This window comes from Agromyces sp. CCNWLW213 (genome assembly GCF_037199545.1).
Classification (GTDB): Bacteria; Actinomycetota; Actinomycetes; order Actinomycetales; family Microbacteriaceae; genus Agromyces.
Genome location: NZ_JBBBDX010000005.1, coordinates 90,086 through 115,841, shown reverse-complemented (window position 1 = coordinate 115,841; position 25,756 = coordinate 90,086). Strand labels below are relative to the sequence as shown.

Annotated in this window: 20 protein-coding genes; 6 read left to right on the top strand and 14 right to left on the bottom strand. The window is 71.9% G+C overall.

Features of this window, described 5'->3' with window-relative positions:
• Positions 1-201: 201 nt before the first annotated feature.
• On the top strand, positions 202-582 hold the full coding sequence (locus WBQ80_RS11525) for a glyoxalase superfamily protein (RefSeq protein WP_336571646.1): 381 nt from the start codon (positions 202-204) through the stop codon (positions 580-582).
• 176 nt (positions 583-758) lie between these two features.
• On the opposite strand, the gene WBQ80_RS11520 is transcribed toward WBQ80_RS11525, so the two are convergent.
• The 13 genes from WBQ80_RS11520 to WBQ80_RS11460 all read right to left on the bottom strand — a co-directional run bounded on the left by WBQ80_RS11520 (position 759) and on the right by WBQ80_RS11460 (position 18,004).
• On the bottom strand, positions 759-1,826 hold the full coding sequence (locus tag WBQ80_RS11520) for a LacI family DNA-binding transcriptional regulator (RefSeq protein WP_336571645.1): 1,068 nt from the start codon (positions 1,824-1,826) through the stop codon (positions 759-761).
• An 11-nt stretch (positions 1,827-1,837) separates the two neighbouring features.
• Positions 1,838-3,361 carry an L-arabinose isomerase gene (araA, locus tag WBQ80_RS11515; RefSeq protein ID WP_336571644.1) on the bottom strand — a complete coding sequence of 508 codons (1,524 nt, stop codon included), beginning with the start codon at positions 3,359-3,361 and terminating at the stop codon, positions 1,838-1,840.
• 126 nt (positions 3,362-3,487) lie between these two features.
• Positions 3,488-5,092 carry a xylulokinase gene (locus WBQ80_RS11510; protein ID WP_442892689.1) on the bottom strand — a complete coding sequence of 535 codons (1,605 nt, stop codon included), beginning with the start codon at positions 5,090-5,092 and terminating at the stop codon, positions 3,488-3,490.
• Between the two features lie 154 nt (positions 5,093-5,246).
• Positions 5,247-6,491 (bottom strand): multiple monosaccharide ABC transporter permease, encoded by a 1,245-nt coding sequence (gene mmsB / locus WBQ80_RS11505; RefSeq protein WP_336571642.1) that lies wholly within the window; start codon positions 6,489-6,491, stop codon positions 5,247-5,249.
• 33 nt (positions 6,492-6,524) lie between these two features.
• On the bottom strand, positions 6,525-8,054 hold the full coding sequence (gene mmsA / locus WBQ80_RS11500; protein WP_336571641.1) for a multiple monosaccharide ABC transporter ATP-binding protein: 1,530 nt from the start codon (positions 8,052-8,054) through the stop codon (positions 6,525-6,527).
• A gap of 131 nt (positions 8,055-8,185) precedes the next feature.
• Positions 8,186-9,262 carry a multiple monosaccharide ABC transporter substrate-binding protein gene (gene chvE / locus WBQ80_RS11495; protein WP_336571657.1) on the bottom strand — a complete coding sequence of 359 codons (1,077 nt, stop codon included), beginning with the start codon at positions 9,260-9,262 and terminating at the stop codon, positions 8,186-8,188.
• 202 nt (positions 9,263-9,464) lie between these two features.
• On the bottom strand, positions 9,465-10,190 hold the full coding sequence (locus WBQ80_RS11490; protein WP_336571640.1) for an L-ribulose-5-phosphate 4-epimerase: 726 nt from the start codon (positions 10,188-10,190) through the stop codon (positions 9,465-9,467).
• A 174-nt stretch (positions 10,191-10,364) separates the two neighbouring features.
• The gene (locus WBQ80_RS11485) at positions 10,365-11,435 is read right to left on the bottom strand and encodes a LacI family DNA-binding transcriptional regulator (protein WP_337282560.1); all 1,071 of its coding nucleotides are present in this window, start codon (positions 11,433-11,435) and stop codon (positions 10,365-10,367) included.
• A 57-nt stretch (positions 11,436-11,492) separates the two neighbouring features.
• Positions 11,493-12,884: an MFS transporter gene (locus tag WBQ80_RS11480; protein ID WP_336571637.1), complete on the bottom strand. Its 1,392-nt coding sequence runs from the start codon at positions 12,882-12,884 to the stop codon at positions 11,493-11,495.
• Between the two features lie 76 nt (positions 12,885-12,960).
• Positions 12,961-13,791, bottom strand: a complete 831-nt coding sequence (locus WBQ80_RS11475; RefSeq protein WP_336571636.1) for an aldo/keto reductase — start codon at positions 13,789-13,791, stop codon at positions 12,961-12,963.
• A gap of 124 nt (positions 13,792-13,915) precedes the next feature.
• Positions 13,916-15,238, bottom strand: coding sequence for an APC family permease (locus tag WBQ80_RS11470; RefSeq protein ID WP_336571635.1), 1,323 nt, complete (start codon positions 15,236-15,238; stop codon positions 13,916-13,918).
• Between the two features lie 132 nt (positions 15,239-15,370).
• Positions 15,371-16,531 carry a cystathionine gamma-synthase gene (locus WBQ80_RS11465; RefSeq protein WP_336571634.1) on the bottom strand — a complete coding sequence of 387 codons (1,161 nt, stop codon included), beginning with the start codon at positions 16,529-16,531 and terminating at the stop codon, positions 15,371-15,373.
• A 99-nt stretch (positions 16,532-16,630) separates the two neighbouring features.
• Complete coding sequence (locus WBQ80_RS11460) at positions 16,631-18,004, bottom strand: cystathionine beta-synthase (protein ID WP_336571633.1); 1,374 nt, start codon at positions 18,002-18,004, stop codon at positions 16,631-16,633.
• Positions 18,005-18,253: 249 nt separating this feature from the next.
• Here WBQ80_RS11460 and WBQ80_RS11455 point away from each other — a divergent pair, with 249 nt between their 5' ends.
• A complete protein-coding gene (locus WBQ80_RS11455) occupies positions 18,254-18,925 on the top strand; it encodes a DUF3105 domain-containing protein (RefSeq protein WP_336571632.1) in 672 nt (223 codons plus the stop codon).
• Positions 18,922-19,605: a DUF305 domain-containing protein gene (locus WBQ80_RS11450; RefSeq protein WP_336571631.1), complete on the top strand. Its 684-nt coding sequence runs from the start codon at positions 18,922-18,924 to the stop codon at positions 19,603-19,605. Before WBQ80_RS11455 ends, WBQ80_RS11450 begins: the two co-directional genes overlap by 4 nt.
• A 23-nt stretch (positions 19,606-19,628) precedes the next feature.
• On the opposite strand, the gene WBQ80_RS11445 is transcribed toward WBQ80_RS11450, so the two are convergent.
• Positions 19,629-21,569 carry an ABC transporter ATP-binding protein gene (locus tag WBQ80_RS11445; RefSeq protein ID WP_442892686.1) on the bottom strand — a complete coding sequence of 647 codons (1,941 nt, stop codon included), beginning with the start codon at positions 21,567-21,569 and terminating at the stop codon, positions 19,629-19,631.
• A gap of 123 nt (positions 21,570-21,692) precedes the next feature.
• On the opposite strand from WBQ80_RS11445, the gene WBQ80_RS11440 reads away from it, so the two are divergent.
• From WBQ80_RS11440 to WBQ80_RS11430, 3 genes are all read left to right on the top strand, one after another.
• Positions 21,693-21,959 carry a hypothetical protein gene (locus WBQ80_RS11440; RefSeq protein ID WP_336571630.1) on the top strand — a complete coding sequence of 89 codons (267 nt, stop codon included), beginning with the start codon at positions 21,693-21,695 and terminating at the stop codon, positions 21,957-21,959.
• A 119-nt stretch (positions 21,960-22,078) separates the two neighbouring features.
• Positions 22,079-23,590, top strand: coding sequence for a helix-turn-helix transcriptional regulator (locus WBQ80_RS11435; RefSeq protein ID WP_336571628.1), 1,512 nt, complete (start codon positions 22,079-22,081; stop codon positions 23,588-23,590).
• 194 nt (positions 23,591-23,784) lie between these two features.
• A complete protein-coding gene (locus tag WBQ80_RS11430; RefSeq protein ID WP_336571626.1) occupies positions 23,785-25,587 on the top strand; it encodes a hypothetical protein in 1,803 nt (600 codons plus the stop codon).
• The last annotated feature ends 169 nt before the right edge of the window (positions 25,588-25,756 follow it).

Here is a 25,756-nt window from a genome sequence, read left to right as displayed (position 1 = left end):
GGGACCCCGACGCCTGGCGGTCGGCCGACACGCCGACCCCGGGGGTGCGGCCGGCAGCGACACGGAGGAGTCTTCGCCGTGTCGCCGACCGCGACATCCGGAATCGATTGCGGACAGGAACTGGCCGGATGCCGCGCCAGACTGACGTCACGACACGACCGCCGGGAGCAGGAGCACCGGCCGAGAGCAGGAGGACCCGCCATGGACTGGAAGATCGAGCTCATCTTCGTCCCCGTCACCGACGTCGACCGGGCGAAGGAGTTCTACGTCGAGAAGCTCGGCTTCAACGCCGACTTCGACCAGCGCGTCACCGAGGACCTGCGATTCGTGCAGCTCACCCCGCCCGGGTCGGCGTGCTCGATCGCGATCGGCGAGGGGCTCGGCGGCACGCTCGCGCCCGGCTCGCTCGACGTGATCCAGGTCGTCATCCCGGACGCCGACGCGGTGCTCGCCGAGCTGCGCGCCAAGGGCGTCGAGGCCGAGGGCGTCGACGAGCAGGCGTGGGGCCGCTTCGTCAGCCTGCGCGACCCCGACGGCAACCGCTGGACGTTGCAGCAACTGCCCGACTACTCGGCCGGGTAGGGCGACGACGGCGACGGGGCGGATGCCGCGGCATCTGGAACGCCCAGGCAGGCGGCGCCGGCGCGCGAGCCGGTTCGCAGGATGACGCGCGGCACGGCCGCCCCATGCCGCCCGTGCGGCGGCTCATCCTGCGGACTCCGGCGTTCGACGCCCGCCCGGGCCGCCGCGCCGCATGCTCAGCCGGACGCCGAGGCCGCGGCGGCGGCCGCGGCCGCGGCCGCCGGCCCCGAAGCGCTCTCGCGCACGACGAGCTCCGGCACGCGCGACGTGCGGTCGGGCGCCGACGCCTCGTCGCCCAGCACGTCGACCACGGTCGCCATGATGTCGCGCCCGAGCGAGTCGAAGTCCTGCCGCATCGTCGTGAGCGGCGGGGTGAAGTAGGCCGCCTCCGGGAGATCGTCGAACCCGACCACGCTCAACGCGGACGGCACCGGCACGCCCGCCTCGGCGCACGCGCGCAGCACGCCGAGCGACATGTGGTCGTTGCCCACGAACGCGGCGGTGGCCCATCCGTCGTCGATGAGGCGCCGGCCCGCGGCGTGACCGGATGCCGGGAGCCAGTCCCCCGCGATGGGCTCGCGCTCCTCGAGCCCGTGCGCGGCGAGCGCGGCCGCGAACCCGCGCCGGCGCTCCGCGGCATCCATCGAATCGGACGGCCCCGACACGTGCACGATGCGGCGATGCCCGAGCGAGACCAGGTGCTCGGTGGCGAGCCGCGCTCCGGCGAACTGGTCGAACGAGACGCGGTGCAGGCCGGGCGCCGCCTCGGATGCCACGACCACGAGCGGCACGCCCGAGTCGATGCCGCCGAGCACCTCGACGCCCTCGCGCTCGCCCGAGATGAGCACGATCGCCTCGACCCGCTGCAGCACGAGCCGATGCACGGCCTGCGTGAGCGCGTCGGCGTCGAGCGTGCGCATGCTCGCCTGGCTGACCGCGTACCCCGCGGCCCGCGCGGCCTCGTTGAACCCGAGGGCTGCGCTGGACGGCCCGTAGTCGGGCCGGCCCGCCTGGATGAGCCCGATCGACCCCGACCGGCGGCGGGCCATGGCCCGAGCCGTCGGCGACGGCGCGTAGTTGAGCTCGGCCATCGCCGCGCGCACGCGCTCGCGCGTCGCCGCCGCCACGCCCGGCAGGTCGTTGAGCACGCGCGAGACGGTCTGGTGCGAGACGCCGGCGCGCCGCGCGACGTCGAACATGGTCGGCACGCCGGCGGCATCCGTCAGCCCCGGCTCACCGCTCATCGGGTCCTCCCTCAGAGGCCCTGCGCGAGTCGGTAGTAGGCCTGGTTCCACCGTACTTCGCGCTGGAACCCGCGGAGGTCGGTCGACTCGTCGATCACGAGCAGCTCGAGCTTCGCCATCTCGGCGAAGTCGCGGAACACCTCGACGCCCACCGCGGTCGACATGACCGTGTGGTGTGCGGCGCCCGCCGCGAGCCACGCGGCGGCGCTCGTGGCGAAGTCGGGCGCCGGCTTCCAGACCGCGCGTCCGACGGGCAGCTCGGGCAGCGGATGCGGCAGCTCGACGTTCTCGACGACGTTGGCCGTGAGGCGGAACCGGTCGCGCAGGTCGCTCATCGCGACGACGACCGCGGGGCCCGGGTCGGCGGTGAAGACCAGGCGCACCGGGTCCTCCTTGCCGCCGATGCCGAGCGGGTGGATCTCGAGCGACGGCGTCGCGGTGGTGAGCGACGGCGACACCTCGAGCATGTGCGCGCCGAGGATCAGCTCGTCGCCCGGCGTGAGGTCGTACGTGTAGTCCTCCATGAGCGACGCGCCGCCGGGCAGCCCGGCGCCCATGACGTTCGCGATGCGCACGAGCACCGCCGTCTTCCAGTCGCCCTCGGCGCCGAACCCGTAGCCCTCGGCCATGAGGCGCTGCACCGCGAGGCCCGGCAGCTGCTTCAGCGCGCCGAGGTCTTCGAACGACGTGGTGAACGCGCCGAACCCGCCCTCCTCGAGGAACGAGCGCAGGCCGAGCTCGATCGCGGCGCCGTCGCGCAGCGACTGGTGGCGCTCGCCGCCGGCGCGCAGGGCGGGCACGACGTCGTAGAGCTCCTCGTACTCGGCGACGAGCGCGTCGACGTCGGCGTCGGATGCCGCGGCCACGGCATCCGCGAGCTCGTTGACGCCCCACGTGTTGACCTGCACGCCGAGCCGCAGCTCGGCCTCGGTCTTGTCGCCCTCGGTCACGGCGACGTAGCGCATGTTGTCGCCGAATCGGGCGAGCTTCATCGATCGGGATGCCGCGAGGCCGGCCGCCGCGCGCTGCCACGTGCCGAGCTCCGCCTGCACGCGCGGGTCGGAGGCGTGACCCACGATCGTCTTGCGCGGCACGCCGAGGCGCGTCTGGATGTACCCGAACTCGCGGTCGCCGTGCGCCGCCTGGTTGAGGTTCATGAAGTCGAAGTCGATCTCGCCCCACGGCAGCTCGACGTTCGCCTGCGTGTGCAGGTGCGCGAGCGGCTTCTGCAGGGCGTCGAGACCGGCGATCCACATCTTCGCCGGGCTGAACGTGTGCATCCACGCGATGAGCCCGATGACGCGGTCGTCGGCGTTCGCCTCGAGCATGATGCGGCGGATCGCGTCGGAGTCGGTGAGCACCGGCTTCCAGACCACCTTCACGGGGACGGCGGATGCCGCGCCGAGCGTCTCGGCGACCTGGCGCGACTGCTCGGCGACCTGCTGCAGGGTCTCGGGGCCGTACAGGTGCTGGCTGCCGGTGAGGAACCAGACCTCGACGCCCTCGAGCGACGTGGTGAGCGGGGTGCGGGTCATTTCGTGTCCTTACTCGTGCGAGGTGTTCCGGGTCGTGCCGCGCGGTGCGGCCGGGCGATGCGTTTCATCGAGTGGGCGATGCCGGCGGTGCCGGAGGCGACCGTCCCGCCGACGTCGCCCACTCGATCAGAGGGCGTCCACCGCAGCCGCCTCGGCGGCGAGGCCGGCGCGGTAGCGGTCGAGGTAGGCGGCGAAGCCGGCGACATCCGCCGGGTCGGGGCGGACGGTCTCGAACGCGACGTCGGCGAAGACGTGCTGTTCGAGGTACCCGGCGAGGTCGACGCCGTCGGGCGCCGCGAGGTACGACGCGAGCACCGCCATGCCCCACGCACCGCCTTCGGACGCGGTCTCGCCGACCGCGACGGGCGCGTCGAGCGCACCGGCGAGGAAGCGCTGGGCGACCCCCGCGGTCCGGAAGATGCCGCCGTGCGCGTACATGCGGTCGAGCTCGACGCCCTCGCCGGCGAGCACGCGCATGCCGAGCGCGAGCGTGCCGTACACGCCGTAGATCTGCGCGCGCATGAGGTTCGCGAGCGTGAGCCGGCTGTCGGGCGTGCGCAGCACCATCGGGCGGCCCTCGTCGAGGCCGGCGATGGGCTCGCCCGCGAGGTGGTTGTAGGCGAGCAGGCCGCCCGCATCCGCCTCGCCCTCGAGCGACTCGCGGAAGAGGGTCGCGAAGACCGCGTCGCCGTCGACGTCGGTGCCGATCGCCTGGGCGAACCGGCCGAAGACGCCGGCCCAGGCCGCGAGCTCGCTCGCACCGTTGTTGCAGTGCACCATGGCGACGGGGTCGCCGGCGGGGGTGGTCACGAGGTCGAGCTCGTGGTGGGCGCTCGCGAGCGGCCGCTCGAGCACGACCATCGCGAAGATGCTCGTGCCCGCGCTGACGTTGCCGGTGCGCGGCCGCACCGCGTTGGTCGCGACCATGCCCGTGCCGGCGTCGCCCTCGGGCGGGCACAGCGGCGCGCCGGGCCGCAGCACGCCGGACGGGTCGAGGAGCGCGGCGCCCCCGGGGGTGAGCCGCCCGGCCTCGCGACCGGCGGGCAGCACCTCGGGGAGCAGGTCGGCGACGCGCAGCCCGGGCGCGCGCTCGGCGACGAGCTCGTCGAACAGGCCGATGAGCCGCGCGTCGTAGCCGCCGGTCGCGGAGTCGATGGGGAACATGCCCGACGCGTCGCCGACGCCGAGCACGTCGCGCCCGGTGAGCCGCCGGTGCACGTACCCGGCCAGGGTCGTGAACGAGCGGATGTCGCGCACGTGCGACTCGCCGTCGAGCACCGCCTGGTACAGGTGGGCGATCGACCACCGCAGCGGGATGTTCAGGCCGAAGCGCTCGCTGAGCTCGGCGGCGGCCGGCCCGGTCGACGTGTTGCGCCAGTTGCGGAACGGAACGAGCAGTTCGCCGTCGGCATCGAAGGCGAGGTATCCGTGCATCATCGCCGACACGCCGATCGCGCCGATGGACCCCGGGCGCGCGCCGTGCCGGCGTTCGGCGTCGGCCGCGAGCCCGGCGTAGGCGGCCTGCACGCCCGACCACACGTCCTCGAGCGCGTAGGTCCAGACGCGGTCCTCGAAGCGGTTCTCCCACTCGTGGCTGCCGACCGCGAGGACGTGGTCGGGGTCGTCGCTGCGGACGAGGCACGCCTTGATGCGGGTCGAGCCGAACTCGATGCCGAGCGCGGTGCGCCCCTCGGCGATGGCAGTGCGGACGTCGTCGTTAGCGCTCACAATGGCCGATGTTAGCGCTAACGAAGCTCTCCCTCAAGCCCGGGCGACGCCAGCGGTGCCAGCAGGGCGACGCCCGCGCGCCGCAGGGCGACGGCGCGCACGCGACGAGGGGCGGATGCCGCAGCATCCGCCCCTCGCCCGACGCGCGTCGTGCGGGTCAGCGCCCGCCGGACCGCCGCTTGTTGTAGACGTCGAACGCGACCGCGAGCAGCAGGACCAGGCCCTTCACGGCCTGCTGCCACTCGATGCCGATGCCCATGATCGACATGCCGTTGTTCAGGACGCCGATGATGAGGCCGCCGATGATCGCGCCGCCGATCGTGCCGACACCGCCCTGCACCGCTGCGCCGCCGATGAACGCCGCCGAGATCGCCTCGAGCTCGAAGCCGTCGCCCGCCTTCGGTCCGGCGAGGTTGAGGCGGGCCGTGAAGATGAGGCCGGCGAGCGCCGCGAGCAGGCCCATGTTCACGAACAGCCAGAAGTCGACCCGACGCGTCTTGATGCCCGACAGCTCGGCCGCGTGGCGGTTGCCGCCGATCGCGTAGATGTGCCGGCCGAACACGGTGCGGTTCATGACGACGCTGTAGACCAGCACGAGCACGCCCAGGATGATCAGCGTGATCGGGATGCCCTTGTACGAGGCGAGCGCGTACGCGAAGAACATGATGGCCGCCGAGACGAGCACGAGCTTCGTGATGAACCACGCGATGGGCTCGACGTCCTGGCCGTACTTCTGGCGGCCACGGCGCGTGCGCACCTGCTGCACGACGAGGATCACGATCGCGAGGATGCCCACGCCGAGCGTCAGCGGATCGATCTCGAACTCGCCGAACACGTCGGTGACGAAGCCGTTCCCGAGCGCGCGGTACTCCGCGGGGAACGAGCCGATGTTGGCGTTGCCGAGCACGACCAGCGCGAGGCCGCGGAAGATGAGCATGCCGGCCAGCGTCACGATGAACGCCGGGATGCCGACGTACGCGATCCAGAAGCCCTGCCAGACGCCGACGAGCGCGCCGATGCCGAGCGAGAGCACGATCGAGAGCCACCACGGCAGCCCCCATTGCACGGCGAACACGCCCGAGCACGCCCCGACGAAGGCGGCCACCGAGCCGACCGACAGGTCGATGTGGCCTGCGATGATGACCATCACCATGCCGATGGCGAGCACGAGGATGTACCCGTTCTGCACCACGAGGTTCGAGATGTTCTGGGGGCGCAGCAGGATGCCGTCGGTCAGGACGGCGAACAGCACGACCACCGCGATGAGCGCGATGAAGATGCCGTTCTTGCCGAGGTCGGCGAGCACGTGGCTCAGCCGGTCGGTGAACTTGTTCTCGACGGGGTTGATCTGCGCCCCGACGGCCTGCGACTCCTGCGTCGGAGTCGGGTTGGGATTCGACATGGTGTCTCCTGGTGGTGATCCGCGAGCGTCGGGCTAGCGGGGCTTTTCCATGGTCATGAGCTTGAGCATCGACTCGGGCGTGGCCTCGTCGACGGGGAGTTCGCCCGTGATGCGCCCCTCGGAGAGGGCGTACAGGCGATCGCAGATGCCGAGGAGCTCGGGCAGCTCCGAGGAGATGACGATGATGCCCTTTCCGGCCGCGGCGAGCTTGTTGATGATCGTGTAGATCTCGTACTTCGCGCCGACGTCGATGCCGCGCGTCGGCTCGTCGAGGATGAGCACGTCGGGATCGGAGTAGATCCACTTCGACAGCACGACCTTCTGCTGGTTGCCGCCCGAGAGCTTGCCCGTCTTCACCAGGACGTTCGGCGCCTTGATGTTCATCGACTTGCGGTACTCGTTGGCGACCGCGTACTCCTCGTTGTCGTGCACGAGGCCGTACTTCTCGAGCTTCTTCAACGAGGCCATCGAGATGTTCCGCTTGATGTCCTCGATGAGGTTGAGCCCGTACGTCTTGCGGTCCTCGGTGGCGTACGCGATGCCGTTCTCGATGGCCTCGGCGACGGTGCGGGTCTTGATCTCCTTGCCGCGCAGGTAGACCCTGCCCGAGATCTTCGAGCCGTACGAGTGGCCGAACAGGCTCATCGCGAACTCGGTGCGGCCGGCGCCCATGAGTCCGGCGATGCCGACGATCTCGCCCGCGCGCACGGAGATGTTCACGTTGTCGACCATGACCCGGGTCGTGTCCTGCGGGTGGTGCGCCGTCCAGTCCTCGACGCGCAGCAGCTCCTCGCCGATGTGCGGCGTGTGGTCGGGGTACCGGTGCTCGAGGTCGCGACCCACCATGTCCTTGATGATGCGGTCCTCGGTGACGTCCTGCTTGGCGATCGTCTCGATGGTCTTGCCGTCGCGGATGACGGTGACGGTGTCGGCGACCTTCTTGATCTCGTTGAGCTTGTGGCTGATGATGATCGACGTGATGCCCTGCCCCTTGAGGTGCAGGATCAGGTCGAGCAGGTGGTCGGAGTCCTCGTCGTTCAGCGCGGCGGTCGGCTCGTCGAGGATGAGCAGCTTGACCTCCTTCGAGAGGGCCTTCGCGATCTCGACGAGCTGCTGCTTGCCGACCCCGATCTCGCGGATCTTCGTCGTCGGGTTCTCGCGGAGGCCGACGCGGGCGAGGAGCTTCGACGCCTCGAAGTTCGTCTTGTTCCAGTCGATGAGGCCGCCGGCGCCCTTCTGCTCGTTGTTGAGGAAGATGTTCTCGGCGATCGAGAGGTAGGGGCTCAGTGCGAGCTCCTGGTGGATGATCACGATGCCCTTGGCCTCGGAGTCGGTGAGGTCCTTGAACTCGACCGTCTCGTTCTCGAAGACGATCTCGCCGTCGTAGGTGCCGTGCGGGTACACCCCCGAGAGCACCTTCATCAGGGTCGACTTGCCGGCGCCGTTCTCGCCGCAGATGGCGTGCACCTGGCCGCGCTCGACCGCGAGGTTGACGTTCGCGAGGGCCTTGACGCCGGGGAACGTCTTCGTGATGCCGCGCATCTCGAGAATGTGGTTGGTCATCCTTGCTCCTGCTCCATTGCCGGTGCACCGTCCGGTGCGACGGATGCCGCGGCCGGGACCTGAGGCGAGAGTACTCCCGCCGCAGGTCCCGACACGCGGTGCCCGGTCATCCGGTTCGGTTCAGCGGCGAATCAGCCGTTGATTTCCTCTTCGGTCCAGTAGCCCGAGTCGACGAGGACCTCGGTGACGTTGTCCTTGACGACGATCACCGGGTCGAGGAGGTACGACGGCACGACCTTCACGCCGTTGTCGTAGTCCTCGGTGTTGTTGACCTCGGGCTCCTCGCCCTCGAGCAGCGCGGTCGCCATGTCGACGGCCACGGTCGCGAGCTCGCGGGTGTCCTTGAAGATGGTCGCGTACTGCTCGCCGGCGTTGATCGCCTTGACCGAGTCGAGCTCGGCGTCCTGGCCGGAGATGATCGGCCACTCCTCGCCGACGGAGTAGCCCGCACCCTCGAGCGCCGAGATGATGCCGCGCGAGATGCCGTCGTACGGCGAGAGCACCGCGTCGACCTGCGAGCCGTCGGAGTAGTTCGCCGTGAGGATGTCCTCCATGCGGCTCTGGGCGGTCTCGCCGTCCCAGCGGAGCGTGGCGACCTGCTCGATGTCGGTCTGGCCCGACTTCACGACGAGCGTGCCGTCGTCGATCAGCGGCTGGAGCACGTCCATGGCGCCGTCGAAGAAGAAGAACGCGTTGTTGTCGTCGAGCGAGCCGGCGAACAGCTCGATGTTGAACGGACCCTCGGGCGCGCCGTCGATCGGCGTGCCGTCGAGCTCGGTGAGGCCGAGGCCGTTGAGCACCGACCACGCCTGCTGCTGGCCGACCACGAAGTTGTCGAACGACGCGTAGTAGTCGACGTTCTCGGAGTCGCGGATGAGGCGGTCGTACGAGATCACGGGGATCTCGGCGTCGGCCGCGGTCTGGAGCACCTCCGAGAGGGTGGTGCCGTCGATCGCCGCGATGATCAGGGCCTCGGCGCCCTTGGTGATCATGTTCTCGACCTGCGAGACCTGGGTGGGGATGTCGTCCTCGGCGTACTGGAGGTCGACGGTGAAGCCCTGCTCCTCGAGCTGCTCCTTGACGGAATCGCCGTCCTGGATCCAGCGCTCGGAGCTCTTGGTGGGCATCGCGACGCCGATGAGGCCGCCGTCGCCCTCTCCTTCGCCGCCGCCGCCCGCGCCGCCCGAGCACGCGGCGAGCGCGAGCATCGAACCGGCCGCCAGCGTGGCGAGGAGCACCTTCTTCGTGCTGTTCACGGTGTGTCCTTTCACTGTGTGGTCATGGACGTCGTCGTCTTGGTGACGATGTCGGAACCCGGCCTCGTCCATGACGACCGGCTTCCCTGCGGCATCCGTTCGGGACCACGGATGCCGCAAGCTCTTCAGTTGGTCCGAGGGGTCCGGATGGCGCTCATGCGGTGACCTCCTTCTTCCTGCGGGCGTCCTGGGCCTGCCCGTAGACGTTCTGGTACCGGTCGTAGAGGCGGTCGATCGACTCCTGCGGGATGGGGATGAGCGGGCCGGCCTCGCGGGCGAGGTGGACGGTCCGCGCGACGTCCTCGACCATGACGGCGGCCTTGACCGCGTCCTTCGCGTTGGCGCCGATCGTGAACGGGCCGTGGTTCTGCATCAGCACCGCGCGGGAGCGGTGGCCGGTGAGCGTCTCGACGATGCCGCGACCGATCGAGTCGTCGCCGATGATCGCGAACGGGCCGATCGGGACGGGTCCGCCGAACTCGTCGGCCATGGCGGTGATCACGCAGGGGATCTCCTCGCCGCGCGCGGCCCATGCGGTCGCGTAGGTCGAGTGGGTGTGCACGACGCCGCCGACCTCGGGCATGTTGCGGTACACGTAGGCGTGCGCCGCGGTGTCGCTCGAGGGGCTGCGGTCGGCCCCCGGGGTGCCGGGGATGACGTTGCCGTCGAGGTCGCAGAGGATCATGTTCTCGGGCGCCAGGTCGTCGTACGAGACGCCGGACGGCTTGATCACGAACAGGTCGGCGCCGGGGACCCGGCCGGAGACGTTGCCGCCGGTCCACACGACCAGGCCGTAGCGGGTCAGCTCGCCGTGCAGCCGGGCGACATCCGCGCGCACTCGCGCGATCGCGACCTCGATCTGCGGGCCGAAGCTGGTCACGCGGGACTCCCTCGTCGGATGGTGCGGCCGTCGTGCGGCGATGGACTCGAACCTGCGACGGCTGATGTGACCGTTCACATGGCGCGTCACATGTTAGCCACAGGATGCGCGAGGCTGTCAACCGAACGGAGGTCACGGAACGGTAACGCCGTCGGGAGGTGCCCGGCCCGCGGGTCAGAACGCGGGCGCGCCCACCGAGTCGCGAACGATGAGCTCGGGCTCGAGGGTCCCGCGGTACTCGGGCGCCGCCGAGTCGATGTCGCCCAGCAGCAGCGCGACGCACCGCCGGCCGAGCTCGGCGAAGTCCTGACGCACGGTCGTGAGCGGCGGCCAGAAGTGGGCCGCCTCGGGGATGTCGTCGAAGCCGATGACCGAGACGTCCCTCGGGATCTCGAGGCCCGCGTCGCGGATCGCGTGCATCACGCCGAGAGCCATCTGGTCGTTCGAGGCGAAGATCGCGGTGAAGTCCCGCACCGTGAGCAGCTCGCGGCCCGCGTGGAAGCCGAACTCCGCCGTCCAGTCGCCGAGGATCGGCGCGGTCGTCGGCACGTCCTGCGCGCCCATCTCGTCGAGGAACCCGCGCATGCGCGCCTCGGCCTCGATCCAGTCCTGCGGCCCTGCGAGGTGGTAGATCAGCCGATGGCCGCGCTCGATGAGGTGCCGCGTGGCCTTGCGGGCGCCGGAGATCTGGTCGACCGACAGCGTGTGCTGCGGGTCGCGGCCCGTGGACTGGAGGGTGACGTACGGCACGTCGATCGACAGTTGCGCGAGCGTGTCGAACACGCGCACCTGCGGCGCGATCACGACCAGCCCCTCGATGCCCTGCGCCCGCAGGTGCGCGAGGCCGTCGGCGATCGAGCCGGCGTCGGAGGACTCGATGTTCGCGGTGCTGACCCAGTACCCGGACTCGCGCGCGGCGGCCTCGATCGCGGCGATGCTCGACGCCGGGCCGTAGTGCGTGCTCGAGGCCGACAGGATGCCGATCGTGCGGGACCGGCTCGTGACGAGCGCACGGGCGGCGCGGTTGGGCTTGTACTGCAGGTCGGCCATGACGTCGAGCACGCGCTGCTTCGTCTCGGGCCGGATGCTCGGGTGGTTGTTCAGCACCCGCGAGACGGTCTGGTGGGACACCCCCGCCAGGCGCGCGACATCGCGGATGCTGGGCGCACGGACGCGAGGCGGCTCCTGCGACGGCTCTGGCACGGTGACCTCGGGATCGATCTCGGCATGTTCACGGTCACACATGCCGGCGAGACCATTATGCACAGCGGCGCGCGGAATGTGACCGTCACAATGTGACGGTCACATCGTTTCGGCGTCCTGGCGGGGCGGCCGGACCCGCGAGGCGAGCGCGACGCCGCCGAGCGCGATCACGACCGTCACCACGAACTCGGCCGTGAATGCGCCCCCGGCGACGGCGCTCGCGGCGAGCGCGGTCACGGCGAGCGCGACGGCCGCGCCGAGCGACTCGCCGATGGTCAGCGCGGCGCTGTTGAAGCCCTGCGCCGCCTTGGGCGAGAGCTCGAGCACCGCCACCGAGAAGCGCGGGTACATGAATCCCATGCCCGCGCCCGCCGCCGTCCACGCGACGAACGCGACCACGGGCGAGAGCCCGAGCAGGGCGACCAGGAGCACCACCACGAGCGCGGCCGCGAGCGTCGCGGTGCCGATGCGCACGGCGTCGACGTTGGAGACCCGGTCCCCGAGCCGGCCCTGGAGCCATGACGCGGTGGCCCACGAGAGGCCCGCCCCGGTGAGCACCGCGCCCGCGAGGCTCGGCGCGAACCCGTAGCGCTCGATCAGGAGGTACGGCAGGTAGATCTCGGTGCCGAAGAAGGCTCCGGCGACGATCGTGCGCATGAGGACCGTCGCGGGCATGCCGCGCGCGGCGCGGAGGGTGCCGACGGGGAGCAGGGGGCGCACGGCGACCACGGTGAGCGCGATGGATCCCAGCGCGACGACCCAGCGCCACGGGTCGGCGAGCTCGGCCGACAGGCTCACCCCGAGCGCCGCGGCGGCGGCGAGGATCGACCAGGCCAGCCGGCTGCGGCTCCACGGGACCCCCGGGTCGCCGGCGACGAGCTCGCGCACGCGCAGCAGCGGCACGAGCATCATCGCGCCCGCGGGCAGCACGAGCGCGATGACGCCGAGGAAGACCCAGCGCCAGTCCAGCTGCTCGGCGATGAACCCGGCCACGGCCGGGCCGATGATCGACGGGATCACCCACGCCGCCGCGAAGCCCGCGAACACGCGCGCGCGCACCGACTCCGGGTAGACGCGCGCGACGATCACGTACAGCGGCACGATCACGGCCGCGCCTCCGACGCCGTGCACGAGCCGGCCCAGCACGAGGACCGGCATGTTCGGCGCGAGCCCCGCGATCACGAGCCCGACCACGAACAGCGCGCCCGCCGCGAGCAGGGGCGCGAGCGGACCGGCGCGGTCGGTCCAGTTGCCCGCGATCACCATGCCCACGACGCCCGCGGCGAGCGGCACCGAGAACGCGAGCGCGTACAGGCTCTCGCCGTCGAGGTCGGCCGCGACGAGCGGCATCACGGTCGTGACCGCGAGCACCTCGAACGCCGCGAGGAAGATCAGCGCGAACATGCCGAGCGAGAGCCACCGCCAGGGGCGTGCGAGCGGCCCGCCGACGGGCGCGGTCTCGATCGGGGCGGCGGTGGAGCGTTCGGTCACCTGATCGAGCCTACGACGGCCGCGCGACATCCGCCCCCGCCCGGACGGTCGCGCACCGTCGAGAACCTGCCGCCGGCTACAGCTCCTCGTGCTCGTCGGGGTCGGCACCCCAGAGCCGGCCCCGCTCGAGGCCCGAGATCGCCTCGACCTCGGCCGCGTCGAGCTCGATGTCGAACACGTCGAGGTTCTCGCGTCGGCGCGCGGCATCCGACGACTTGGGGATCGGCACCGCTCCGAGCGCGAGGTGCCAGGCGAGCACGACCTGCGCGGGCGTGGCGCCGTGGCGCGTGGCGATCTCGACGAGCACCGGCTCCGCGAGCAGCTCGGTGCGCTTCGCGAGCGGGCTCCAGCTCTCGGTGCGGATCGAGTGCTCGGCGTGGTACGCGCGCAGCTCGGCCTGCGGGAAGTACGGGTGGAGCTCGACCTGGTTCACCACGGGCACCAGCCCGGTCTCGTCGGCGAGCCGATCGAGCATCGCCGGCGTGAAGTTCGAGACGCCGATCGAGCGCACGACGCCGCGCTCCTTGAGCTTGATCATCGAGCGCCAGCTGTCGACGTACCGGTCGCGCTTCGGGTTCGGCCAGTGGATGAGGTACAGGTCCACCCAGTCGAGGTCGAGCCGACGGCGGGACTGCTCGAAGCTCGCGAGGGTCTCGTCGACCCCGTGATGCCGGCCGGGGAGCTTGGTGGTGACGAACAGGTCGCTGCGGTCGACGTCGGTGCGGCGGATCGCCTCGGCCACGACCTCCTCGTTGCCGTAGTTGTACGCGGTGTCGATGAGCCGGTAGCCGTCGGCGATCGCGGAGACGATCGCCTCGACGCCGGCCTGGTCGTTCAGCCCGTACGTTCCGAGGCCGATCGCCGGGATGGTGTTGCCGTCGGCGAGCGCGTACGCGTGGGCGGTCATGGGAGACATCCTCGCCCGGAACCGCCTGTCGATGCCAGCCGCCGCGCCCGATCCCCAGCGCTTCGGCAGCGACGCCGGCCTCGGCGAGACGGGCCGCGGTCCGCCCCGCCGAGGCCCGCTCAGCTCATCGTGCGGGCGAACGGACCGGGCGGCGGGCCCGCGCGCGACGCACGAGCGTCACGATGACGGATGCCGCGGCGAGCGCGAGCGGCATGTACAGGTTCTGCCACGCGAGCAGCAGCAGCCCCGCGGAGAGCACCGTCGCGACGACCGCGAGCCACCAGCCCACCGACCAGCGGCGGAGCAGGAGCGTCGCGGCGAGCATGCCCGCGGCGTAGATCGCGACCATGTTGCTCGTGTGGATGAGGATGAACGGCGCGAGGTCGAGCTCGACGACGAGCGCGAGGCCGAAGTACACCGCCATCAGGGCGCCCGTGAGCAGGAGGGCCCGCCGCGGCACCTCGCCGTCCGCGGCGCCCTTCGCGAGGACCCGGGGGAGGTCGCCGTCGCGGCCGAGCGCCGCGCCGAGCTTGCCGAAGGCGGGCAGGTAGGCGTTGAGCACGCCGACCGTGACGATCGCCGCGACGATCGCCACGAGCACCGGCCCGATGCCCGGCACCGTCGTCGCGACCAGGTCGACGAGCGGCACCTGCCCGTCGCCCGCGCGATCGCCGAGCACCCCGACCGTGACGACCTGGAGCGCGAGGTACCCGGCCCCGACGATGACGATCGCGATGGCGGTCGCGAGCGGGATGGTGCGGCGCGGGTCGCGGAACTCCCCCGCGATGTGAGTGCCGACCTCCCAGCCGGCGAAGGCCCAGACGAAGAGGCTGATCGCGGTGCCGACGCCCGCCCAGCCGTTCGGCAGGAACGGCGTGAAGCTCGACGACTCCACGGCGGGGAAGGTCGCCGCCACGACGCCGACCACGACGGCGAGGAGCAGGCCGGTGAGCGCGAACTGCACCCATCCGGCGACGCGCACGCCGAACCAGTTGGCGACGAACGGCGGCACGTACACGGCGAGCGCGATGAGGGGCACGGCGGAGCGGTCGACGCCGAGCACCGCGACGACGTACTCGCCGCCGAGGATCGCCACGACGGGAGCGCCCACGCAGACGCCGAAGAAGAACCAGTAGCCCGTCATGCGGGCCGCCGTGGCGCCGAGCGCGCGACGCACGTAGCTCGCGACGCCGCCCGGGTCGGGGAAGCGCGAGGCGAGCGCGGCGAACGTGCCGGCGAGCGGGATCGAGAGCACCAGGACGGCGAGGACCGCGACGATCGACGCGGGGCCCGCGGCCTCGGCGGCGAGCCCCGGCAGCACGAGGATCCCGGTGCCGAGCACGCTCGCGACGTAGAGCGCGGTGCCCTGGCCGAGGCCGAGTCGCCCGTGGTGCCCGGTCGGGTCGACGCCGGCGGAGGCCGCGGCATCCAGTGTTCTCGTACTCACCCGTTCATCGTGCCGGATGCCACCGGCATCCGCGCTGGCAGGCCTGACACGGTTGCGCAAGATCCTGCCATCCCCCCACGGTCGCCGCCGGGGGCGCGAGACGCTGCCTCGCTGCTCCTCGACCCGCGGGAGTCAGAGCCGCGCGAGCGCCTGGTCGATGTCGGCGAGCAGGTCGTCGACGTCCTCGATGCCCACCGAGAGCCGCACGATCGACTCGGGCACCTCGGCCTCCGTGCCCCGGACCGAGGCGTGGGTCATCTCCGACGGGTGGTTGACGAGCGACTCGACGCCGCCGAGCGACTCGGCGAGCGTGAACAGCTCGGTCGACTCCGCGAACCGGCGCGCCGCCGCGCCGCCGCCCGCGAGCTCGATCGAGACCATGCCGCCGAAGCTTGACATCTGCCGCGCGGCGAGCTCGTGCCCGGGGTGCGAGGCGAGGCCCGGGTAGAGCACGCGCGCGATGCCGGCGTGCTCCGAGAGGCGCTCGGCGATGGCGAGCGCGTTGCGGCTGTGCCGCTCCATCCGGATGCCGAGGGTCTTGATGCCGCGCGTGGTGAGGAACGCGTCGAACGGGCTCGACACCGCGCCCGCGGCGAACTGCGTGAACCCGACGCGCTCGGCGAGCTCCTCCTGCCCCGCGGCGAACACGAGGCCGCCGCCCACGACATCGGAGTGGCCGCCGAGGTACTTGGTCGTCGAGTGGATGACGACGCCCGCACCGAGGGCGAGCGGCTGCTGCAGGGCGGGGCTCGCGAACGTGTTGTCGACGACCACGAGCACGCCTGCCTCGTCGCCGAGCTCGGCGAGCGCCGCGATGTCGCTGATCTTCATGAGCGGGTTCGACGGGGTCTCGACCCAGAGCACCCTGGTCGTGCCGAGCTCGATCGCATCGCGCACCGCGTCGAGGTCGCTCGTGTCGACCGTCGTGTGCCGCACGCCCCAGTCGCCGAAGATGCGGCGGATGAGCCGGTGCGTGCCGCCGTACACGTCGTTGCCGATGACGACGTGGTCGCCGGGCTTCAGCGCCGTCCGCAGCAGCGCGTCCTCGGCCGCGAGGCCGGACGCGAACGAGAGGCCCCGGATGCCGCCCTCGAGGGCGGCGAGCTGCGTCTCGAGCGCCGTGCGGGTCGGGTTGCCGCCGCGCGAGTACTCGTAGCCGCCGCGCAGTCCCCCGATGCCGTCCTGGGCGTACGTGGACGTGACGTGGATGGGCGGGATCACCGCGCCCGTCGTGGGGTCGAACTCCTGTCCGGCGTGGACGGCGCGGGTGTCGAAGCGTGCGTCGCGGTTCATGGGGAGGTCCGTTCTACTTCAGGTTCCGGGACGGCGGCGGGATCAGGACGGAATCGGCGGTCGCGTCCCGACCGGGCTCCGTCATCCGGAACGGGTGGATCAGGAGGAGAGGTACGAGAGCAGGTCGGTGCGCGAGATGACGCCGAGCGCCTTGCCGCCGTCGGTCACGAGCATGGCCGGCGCGGTGCCGAACGCCTGGCGCGCGGTCGCGACCGGCTCGTTCACGCCGATGAGCGGCAGCGCCTCGCCCACGACCGTCGTGATCTCGTCGGTGAGCTTGGACCGGCCCGAGAAGACCTGCTCGAGCAGCTCCTCCTCGTGCAGCGCCCCGACGACCTCGCCGAGCACCACCGGGGGCTCGGCCGAGAGCACGACGAGCTGCGAGACGCCGGCCTGCGTCATCCGGTCGATCGCCTCGCGCACCGTGTCGTTCGGGTGCACGTAGACGAACGGCGCCGTGCGGTCGGCCTTGGCCGCCAGGATGTCGCGGATCGTGTGGCCCGAGGGCGCGTTGCCGAAGCCGTACGCGCGCATCCACTTGTCGTTGAAGATCTTGCCGAGGTACCCGCGGCCCGAGTCGGGCAGCAGGACCACGAACACGTCGTCGGAGGTGACCTCCGGCCGTGCGGCGGCCTTCAGCGCGGCGACCACCGCCATCCCGCTCGATCCGCCCACGAGGATGCCCTCCTCGCGCGCGAGTCGCCGGGTCATCGCGAACGACTCGGCGTCGGAGACCTCGATGATCTCGTGCGGCACCGCCGGGTCGTACGCGGTCGGCCAGAAGTCCTCGCCGACGCCCTCGACGAAGTACGGCCGGCCCGTGCCGCCCGAGTACACCGACCCCTCGGGGTCGGCGCCGACGATGCGCACGCCGTCGCCGGACACCTCGCGGAGGTACCGGCCCGTGCCCGTGATCGTGCCGCCCGTGCCGACGCCCGCGACGAAGTGCGTGACCTTCCCGTCGGTGTCGCGCCAGATCTCGGGCCCGGTCGTCTCGTAGTGCGACAGCGGTCCGTTCGGGTTGGAGTACTGGTCGGGCTTGAACGCACCCGGGATCTCGCGCGCCAACCGGTCGGAGACGCCGTAGTAGGACTCGGGGCTGTCGGGCGCGACGGCCGTCGGCGTGACGACGACCTCGGCACCGTACGCCGCGAGCACGTTGCGCTTGTCCTCCGAGACCTTGTCGGGGCAGACGAAGATGCACCGGTAGCCGCGCTCCTGTGCGAACAGCGCGAGCCCGACGCCCGTGTTGCCCGACGTGGGCTCGACGATCGTGCCGCCGGGCTTCAGCCGGCCGTCGCGCTCCGCGGCCTCGATGATGCGGCGGGCGATGCGGTCCTTCGACGACCCGCCGGGGTTGAGGTACTCGAGCTTCACGAGCACCGTGGCATCCGTCACCCCCGCGGTCACGTGGTTGAGCTTCACGAGGGGCGTGTCGCCCACGAGGTCGGTGATGTGCGCTGCGTACTTCATGCCGGTGTTCTGTCCTTGGTGTGGAGGTGCGTCGAGCGGCGCCGTGGATCGGGCGCGCGACGCGAGGAAGGGGGTCGCCTGCCTAGCTAGCGACGACAGCAACACCGAGGCGAGAAGCTCACCCGGCCAGCCTAGCGGGTGACGGATGCCGCGTGGCAGGCCGGCCACGCGACATCCGCCCGCGTCGTGTCTGGTGTTCTCCCAGTCGCATGCGTTTGGATGTTGTGGTCCCCTCAGGAAAGGCCGCACGTGACCACGCCCCCGCCCGGAAAGAAGCTCACCGTCAAGCAGCAGCGCGCCGCGGAGCGCGAACGCAAGCTCGAGGAGTTCAAGAAGCGGGAAGCGCGCATGAAGCGCAACCGTCGCATCGCGATCTGGGCCTCCGTGGCCGCGGGCCTCGCGATCGCGGCCCTCATCGTCACCACGGTCGTGCTGACCCCGCAGCGGCCGAGCTACACGGCCGGCGGCGAGGGCGCCGAGATCGAGGGCGTCGAGACCTTCGAGAACGCATCCGAGCACGTCGAGGGCGTGGTCGACTACGAGCAGACCCCGTCGGCCGGCGGTCAGCACAACCCGGCCTGGCTGAACTGCGGCATCTACGAGGAGCCCGTGCCGAACGAGAACGCCGTGCACTCGCTCGAGCACGGCGCGATCTGGGTCACCTACGACCCCGAGGCGCTCTCCGACGGCGAGCTCGAGACGCTGCGGTCGCAGCTGCCCGGCACGTACGTGATCCTGTCGCCGTTCGAGGGCCTGCCCGCGCCGATCGTGCTGAGCGGATGGAACGTGCAGCTGCAGGTCGAGGAGGCCGACGACCCGCGCATCGGCGAGTTCCTCGAGGAGTACTGGCAGAGCCAGAACGTGCCCGAGCCGGGCGCGCTGTGCACCGGCGCGATCGACGGTCCCGGCAAGGTCTCGTGACCGATCCGGCCACCGCAGGGGGCTCGCGCCGCGGGGTGGGCCGCTGGGTGATCGTGCTCGCGGCCGCCGTGGCCCTCGTCGTCGTCGCGGCGATCGCGTTCTCGGTGGGCCGGCTCTCGACCCTCGGCGACCCGACCCCGGGCAACACCAGCGCCGAGGCCGGCTTCGCGCGCGACATGCAGGTGCACCACCAGCAGGGCGTCGAGCTCGCGATGATCATCCGCGATCGGACCGACGACGAAGCCACCCGCCTGCTCGGGTACGACATCGCGACCGCGCAGGCGCAGCAGTCCGGGCAGATGTACGGATGGCTCGCCGAGTGGGGCCTCCCGCAGGCGGCGCCCGAGCCCTCGATGACGTGGATGACGCGCCCGGCCGCCGACGGCGACGCGCACGACGGCCACGGCGCGGGCGACGGCGGAGCGCACGAGCCGGGCGAGCCCATGCCCGGCCTCGCGACGTCCGAGGAGATCTCCGAGCTCCGCTCGCTCGAGGGCGTCGAGGCCGAGCGGATGTTCCTCGAGCTCATGATCGCCCACCATCGGGGCGCCGTCGAGATGGCCGAGGCGGTCCTGGCGCGGTCGGACCACCCGGTGGTCGTGTCCCTCGCCGAGGCGATCGTGCGGAGCCAGGAGTCCGAGATCCGGCTCATGGAGGACATGCTCGCCGAGCGGTCCTGACCCTTCGGCCGGGCGGCGCCCGCCTACGTCGCCGGCACCTCGGGCCGCTCGGCCTGCTGCCGGTACAGCGAGGCGTACACGCCGCCGGCGTCGATGAGCTCGGCGTGGGTGCCGCGCTCGGCGATGCGCCCGGCGACGATGACGAAGATCACGTCGGCCGCGACCACGGTCGACAGGCGATGCGCGATCGCGATCGTCGTGCGCCCGCGCGAGGCGTCGTCGAGGGCCTGCTGCACGACGCGCTCGCTGATCGTGTCGAGCGCGCTCGTCGCCTCGTCGAGCACGAGCACCGCCGGGTCCTTCAGCAGCACGCGCGCGATCGCGATGCGCTGCTTCTCGCCGCCCGAGAGCCGGTAGCCGCGCTCGCCGACCACCGTGTCGTAGCCCTCGGGGAACGACGCGATGGTCTCGTGGATGTTCGCCGCCCGCGCTGCCGCCTCGAGCTCGGCGTCCGCGGCATCCGGCTTCGCGTAGCGCAGGTTCTCGGCGATCGTCGCGTGGAACAGGTAGGTCTCCTGGCTGACGATGCCGATGTGCGACATGAGCGACTCCTGCGACAGCTCGCGCACGTCGACGCCGGCGAACCGCACCGTGCCGCTCGAGGCCTCGTAGAGCCGCGGCACGAGATACGACACCGTCGTCTTGCCGGCGCCGCTCGGCCCGACGAACGCGGCGAACTGACCGGGCTCGATCTCGAACGACACGTCGTCGAGCGTGGGCCGCTGGTCGTCGTCGGCGTCGGGATAGCGGAACGAGACGTGGTCGAACTCGATGCGGCCGAGGACCGGCGCGCCCGCGGCATCCGTGCCCGTGGGCACCTCGCGCGCGTCGGGCCGGTCGGTGATCGCGGGCTTCAGGTCGAGGTACTCGAAGATGCGCGCGAACAGCGCGCTCGAGGTCTGCAGGTCGAGGGCGACGCGCATGAGGCCCATGAGCGGGAAGAGCAGGCGCGCCTGCACGGTCGTGAACGCGACGATCGTTCCCGCCGTGATGTCGGCGCCGCCCGTGATGAGCCACCCCGAGACCAGGTAGACGATCGCGGGGATCGACGACATGAAGATCGACACCATCGCGAAGAACCACTGGCCCGACATCTGCTGGCGCACCTGCAGCTCGATCTGGTTGCGGTTCTCGTCGGCGTAGCGGTCGGTCTCGCTGCGCTGGCGCGTGAAGCTCTTCGACAGCAGGATGCCGCTCACCGACAGCGTCTCCTGGGTGATCGCGGTCATCTCCGACAACGACTCCTGGGTCTTCGCCGCGATGCGGGCGCGGACCTGGCCCACCCGGCGCTGCGCGATCACCATGAACGGCATGAGCACGAGCGCGATGAGGGTGAGCTGCCAGTTGAGCAGCAGCATCGCGACGAACGCCGAGATCACCGTGACGGTGTTGCCGAGCACGCTCGACACGGTGTTGGTGAGCACGGATGCCACTCCGCCCACGTCGTTCTGCAGTCGCGACTGGATGACGCCCGTCTTCGTGCGCGTGAAGAAGCTGAGCTCCATCGACTGCAGGTGGCTGAACAGGCGCACGCGCATCGCGCCCATGACCTTGTTGCCGATGGTCGCGGTGAGGAAGGTCTGCCAGACGCCCAGCAGTGCCGAGATGAGGAACACGGCGATCATGGCGCCCACGATCCACGCGAGCGCGTCGAGGTTCGGCGGCGCGACGTCGCCTGCCCCGTCGGTCGGGAAGAGCGCGTCGTCGAAGGCGCGCTGGGTGAGCAGCGGCGGGATGACGCTGAGCGCGGCGCCGACGAGCACGAGCACGACGGTGACGGTGAGGGCGGTCCTGTGCGGGGCGAACAGCTCGACGATGCGGCGGAACAGGTGCGGGATCTTCGGCGCGGACGCGTTCTCGGCGCGCTGCGCCTCCTCGTCGGCGCTCGAGATGCGCCCGCGCGGGCCCGGACCGCGGCCCGATCGGCCGCCCGATCCGCCCGCTCCCCCGCCGTGCATGCTCATGCATTCACCCTAAGCGGGGCCGCCGTCGCCGCCGCCGGGTGCGTCGCCCCGAACGGGGGCGTTCGCCGAGAGCGTGCCCGCCACTACGGTGAGGGCACCCACCCCCGCCGAGAACGGAGTGCGATGCCGGTCGCCCACTCGTCCGCACCCCGCTCGGTCGAGCGGCCTCCGTCGAGGCGGCGCTCGCTGCTCGCGGTCGCGGTGGCCGCTGCGTTCGCCCTCGCCGGACCGGCCACCGCGGTGCCCGCAGCGGCGGCGGAGACGGGTCACGAACCCGCGGCGACCCGAACCGACGGAACGGCGGGAGTGCTCGCGGGCGGCGTGCTCCTGCTCATCGCCGGCGGCGTCGCGGTCGTCGTCCGCCGGGCCGGCGGGCCCCACGCCGACTGACGCCGGGTTCCAGGCGCGGGGTGACGCATCCGCGACATCCGTCACCCCGCCCTCACCCGGGCCACCCCGCCGCCATAGACTGACCGCACCGGCGCGACGTCGCACCACGGGGAGGTGGCATGACGGGCACCCAGCGGGGCGAGCTCTCGTGGCGCGACATCGTGCGAGCGTCGCCTCGCGACCTGCGCGACCGGGTGCTCGAGCGGACGGAGTCCGACTGGTCGCGCGACCCCGCCGCGCTGCTCGCCCTCGCCGCCGCCTACCGCGAGCCCGGCGCCACCAACCCGTACGCCGCCGAGCCGTACGTCGACGCGGCCGACGCCCTGCTCGCGAACGGGGACCGGCGGCCGGAGCTCCGCATCCTCGCCGCCGTGGTCCGGGCGATGCCGCTCCGCGAGCTGGGCCGACTCACCGAAGCCCGCTCGCTCCTGGCCGGCGCGGCCGACCTCCTCGCCGCGGCCGACCTCGACTTCACCACCGGGGTGGAGCTCCGGGCGCAGGTGCTGCTCCACGACGGCATCTGCACCATGCTGCAGGGCCGCCTCGACGAGGCGCGGCACACGCTCCTGCGCTCGCTCCACCTCGCCGACGCACGGACCCCGGCGCACGCCCGCGCCGAGGCCGGCGGCTGCATCGCGTTCATCGACCTGCGCATCGGAAGCCTGCGCAGTGCCGACGCGTACCTCGGGCAGGCCTGCGCTGCGGCGCGCGAGGCCGGAACCCGCCATCGGCTGTCCACCGCCCCGGCCCGCCTCGCCGAGATCGCGGTCGCGATCGAGCGGGGCGCGATCGACGGGCTCGACGCGCGCCTCGCCGAGCTCATCGCCGACACCGCCGGCAGCGAGTACGAGCCGCTCGCGCGCGCCGAGCTCGCGACGCTGCACGAGGGCGCCGACGACGGCGTCATCGACGTCCTCCAGGAGCTGCAGCTCAGCGTGCGCGACTGGGAGCAGCCGAACCTCCCCCGGATGCTGCACGACGACAGCCGTATCGCGTTCCTCGTCCGCCGCAGGGAGGCGGTCGCCGCGCGCGCCGCGATCGACGGCCTCGGCGCGGATGCCACGCACTCGCAGTGCCCGGCAACCTGGCGGGCGCGCCTCGCGCTCGACGCGGGCGACCCCGCCCGCGCGATCGAGCTGACCGACGGCTGCCTCGCGATGGGCGACGGCCACTCGCCGCGCACCGCCGTGCGCGCGCTGCTGGTCGCGGCCGCCGCGCACGCGGCCCTCGGCGACCTGCGCACGGCGGACGTCCTGTTCGCCCAGTCGCTCAGCCTGGCGGCGCCCACCGGCGCCGTCCGCGCGTTCGCGATGCTGGGTCCGCGGCGGCTCGCGGGGCTGGTGAACCGCGCCCGTGTCGAAGACCACCCCGCGGAGGTCCGCCGGCTCCTCGACGCGATCGCGGAGCGCTATCCGGTCGACGGTGCGAGCGCGCCCGACATCCTGAGCCCGCGTGAGCGGATCGTCCTCGAGCACCTGGTCGCCGGTGCGACGCAGCTGGGCATCTCGTCCGCACTCTCGGTCTCGCCCAACACCGTCAAGACGCAGGTGCGGAGCATCTACCGGAAGCTCGGCGTCCGCACGCGCGACGGGGCCGTGCACCGCGCGCGGACGCTCGGCCTCATCGGCTGAACGGCCGTTTCGGCCCCCGGACGGGGGAGGATTTTCCGGTTCGGCGCGAATTTTCATCCCCGATTCACCCTCCACTCACCCGTCGCTGCCATTCCCGGTCACCCACTCCTCCCTGCTTGCATCGGGGTGTGCGGTACCTGTGCCGCACGGGAGACGCCTGCACGGCGCCTCCGTCGCACCGTCAAGGGGGACCAGTGAACGCACGATTCGGCGGCGCCCGGCGCCGCCCCGGCCGGGGCGATCCCTCGGCCGCACCCGAGATCCGGAGGCCGCTGCGGAATCCGCTGGCCGTGATCGCCATCGCCGCGCTCGCCATGGGCGGCATCACCGCCGCCGCGGCACCGGCCGCTGCCGAGGAGCCGCCCGCCGACCCCGCCGTCGTCGAGCTCGCGGAGGCGGAGGCGGCCGAGCCCGCTCCGGCACCGGAGCCGGAACCCGCAACCGAGCCCGAGCCCGCGCCCGAGCCGGAACCCGCACCCGAGCCTGAACCCGCACCGGAACCCGCTCCCGCGCCCGAGCCGGTCGTGGAGGCACCCGCCGAAGCCCCGTCGGAGGCGACGACCGAGGTCCCGGCCGAGGAACCGGCCGAGGAACCGGTCGAGGAACCCGCTGCGGCGGAGTCGGACGTGGTCGCACTCCTCGTGCCTCCGGGTGATGAGGTCGTCGACAAGGTCGAGATCTGCCACGGCACCGCCTCGTACAAGAACCCCTACGTGGTCAACGAGCCCGCCGCCGACGGCGACGTCTCCGGTCACGCCGGGCACACCGGGCCGATCTGGTACCCGGAGATCCCCAAGGGCACCGAGTGGGGCGACATCATCCCGCCCTTCTACTACGACGACGGCGGCGAGGAGCCGGCGTACTTCCCCGGGCTGAACTGGGACGCGGAAGGCCAGGCGATCTACGAGAACGACTGCGCCCTTCCCGAGCCGCCGCCGCTGCCCGAGATGGAACTCGAGTGGGACACCTGCGTGGGATACGAGCCGCCGTTCCTCTACGTGTACCTCTCCGGGCTGCAGGCCAACCTCGACTACCGCGTCACGGTGAGCAACCAGGACGGCGTCGTGGACGTCTGGGAGGTCCCGGCCGGGACCAGCGGTGAGGCCTCGAACTCCTGGCTCGACATCCCCGGCGGGAGCTACACCGTGGTGCTGGAGCAGGCGATCATCGCCGGCGAGTGGGAGACGGTCGACACGCAGACGTTCACCGTCGAGGCGTGCGCCGAGCTCGCGGTCGAGGCCATGGCCACCGGCTGCAGCCTCGGTGACGACGGCACCGCCTCGGTGAGCCTGTCCGGGCTCGTCGTGGGCGCCGAGTACGACTGGGAGCTCAACGGCGACGACTACGCGGTGGCGGACACCCTCGTGGCACCGTCCACGTCGCTCGACGTGCCCTTCGGCGACCTGCCGCCGGGCAACTACGAGTTCACGATCACGTACGACTTCCTGGAGTCGTCCATCTCGGCGACGGCGACCTTCTTCGTCGAGCCGTGCCCGCCGCACATCACCGTGCACGTCAAGGAATGCCCCGCCTACGGGCATGACGGCGGCGCCGTGGTGAAGCTGTCCGACCTCGTCGAGGGCCTCACCTACGAGCTGTGGATCCTCGACGGCGATGAGAACGGCGTGGTCTACGGCGACGTGCAGAGCGTGGTCGGCGACGCTTCGCACGAGGCCACCTTCCACATCACGGGACTCCCTGCCGGGAAGAACTACACGGCAGCGGTGTACGCCCCGTGGATGCCGCCCGGCGGAGAATCCGAGTGGGGCGAGGTCGACTGGTTCGAGGTCTCGGCCCAGGTGGACTTCAGCCTGAAGCCGTGCCCGGACAAGCCGCACAAGCCGGAGAAGCCGGACCACCCGGCGAAGCCGAGCGGCCTCGCCGAGACCGGCACCGACGGGACGGGCGGCATGCTGGCCGCCGGCCTGTTGATGCTGGGCCTCGGTGGAGCTGCGCTGACGGCACGACGCCTCCGCGTCGGCTCGCGCACCGAGTAACGGCCTGACCCACGTGGCGGGCGTCCCGGACGGGGCGCCCGCCACTGGCGTCCCCGGTGCGGGCCCGGGGGGGGGGGGGGGGGGGGGATCGGGGGCGGGCAATGTTGGGGTCGCCCTCCGCCCAAACCCCCACGACCCCCCCTCGCCACGACCTCCGCTCGCCGCCCTC

Bases quoted from the DNA above. Each gene is read 5' to 3' on its own strand.
- WBQ80_RS11525 (WP_336571646.1), top strand. From the start codon at position 202: ATGGACTGGAAGATCGAGCTCATCTTCGTCCCCGTCACCGACGTCGAC.
- WBQ80_RS11520 (WP_336571645.1), bottom strand. From the start codon at position 1,826: ATGAGCGGTGAGCCGGGGCTGACGGATGCCGCCGGCGTGCCGACCATG.
- araA (WP_336571644.1), bottom strand. From the start codon at position 3,361: ATGACCCGCACCCCGCTCACCACGTCGCTCGAGGGCGTCGAGGTCTGG.
- mmsB (WP_336571642.1), bottom strand. From the start codon at position 6,491: ATGTCGAATCCCAACCCGACTCCGACGCAGGAGTCGCAGGCCGTCGGG.
- mmsA (WP_336571641.1), bottom strand. From the start codon at position 8,054: ATGACCAACCACATTCTCGAGATGCGCGGCATCACGAAGACGTTCCCC.
- chvE (WP_336571657.1), bottom strand. From the start codon at position 9,262: ATGCTCGCGCTCGCCGCGTGCTCGGGCGGCGCGGGCGGCGGCGGCGAA.
- WBQ80_RS11485 (WP_337282560.1), bottom strand. From the start codon at position 11,435: ATGTGTGACCGTGAACATGCCGAGATCGATCCCGAGGTCACCGTGCCA.
- WBQ80_RS11475 (WP_336571636.1), bottom strand. From the start codon at position 13,791: ATGACCGCCCACGCGTACGCGCTCGCCGACGGCAACACCATCCCGGCG.
- WBQ80_RS11465 (WP_336571634.1), bottom strand. From the start codon at position 16,531: ATGAACCGCGACGCACGCTTCGACACCCGCGCCGTCCACGCCGGACAG.
- WBQ80_RS11460 (WP_336571633.1), bottom strand. From the start codon at position 18,004: ATGAAGTACGCAGCGCACATCACCGACCTCGTGGGCGACACGCCCCTC.
- WBQ80_RS11445 (WP_442892686.1), bottom strand. From the start codon at position 21,569: ATGAGCATGCACGGCGGGGGAGCGGGCGGATCGGGCGGCCGATCGGGC.
- WBQ80_RS11440 (WP_336571630.1), top strand. From the start codon at position 21,693: ATGCCGGTCGCCCACTCGTCCGCACCCCGCTCGGTCGAGCGGCCTCCG.
- WBQ80_RS11435 (WP_336571628.1), top strand. From the start codon at position 22,079: ATGACGGGCACCCAGCGGGGCGAGCTCTCGTGGCGCGACATCGTGCGA.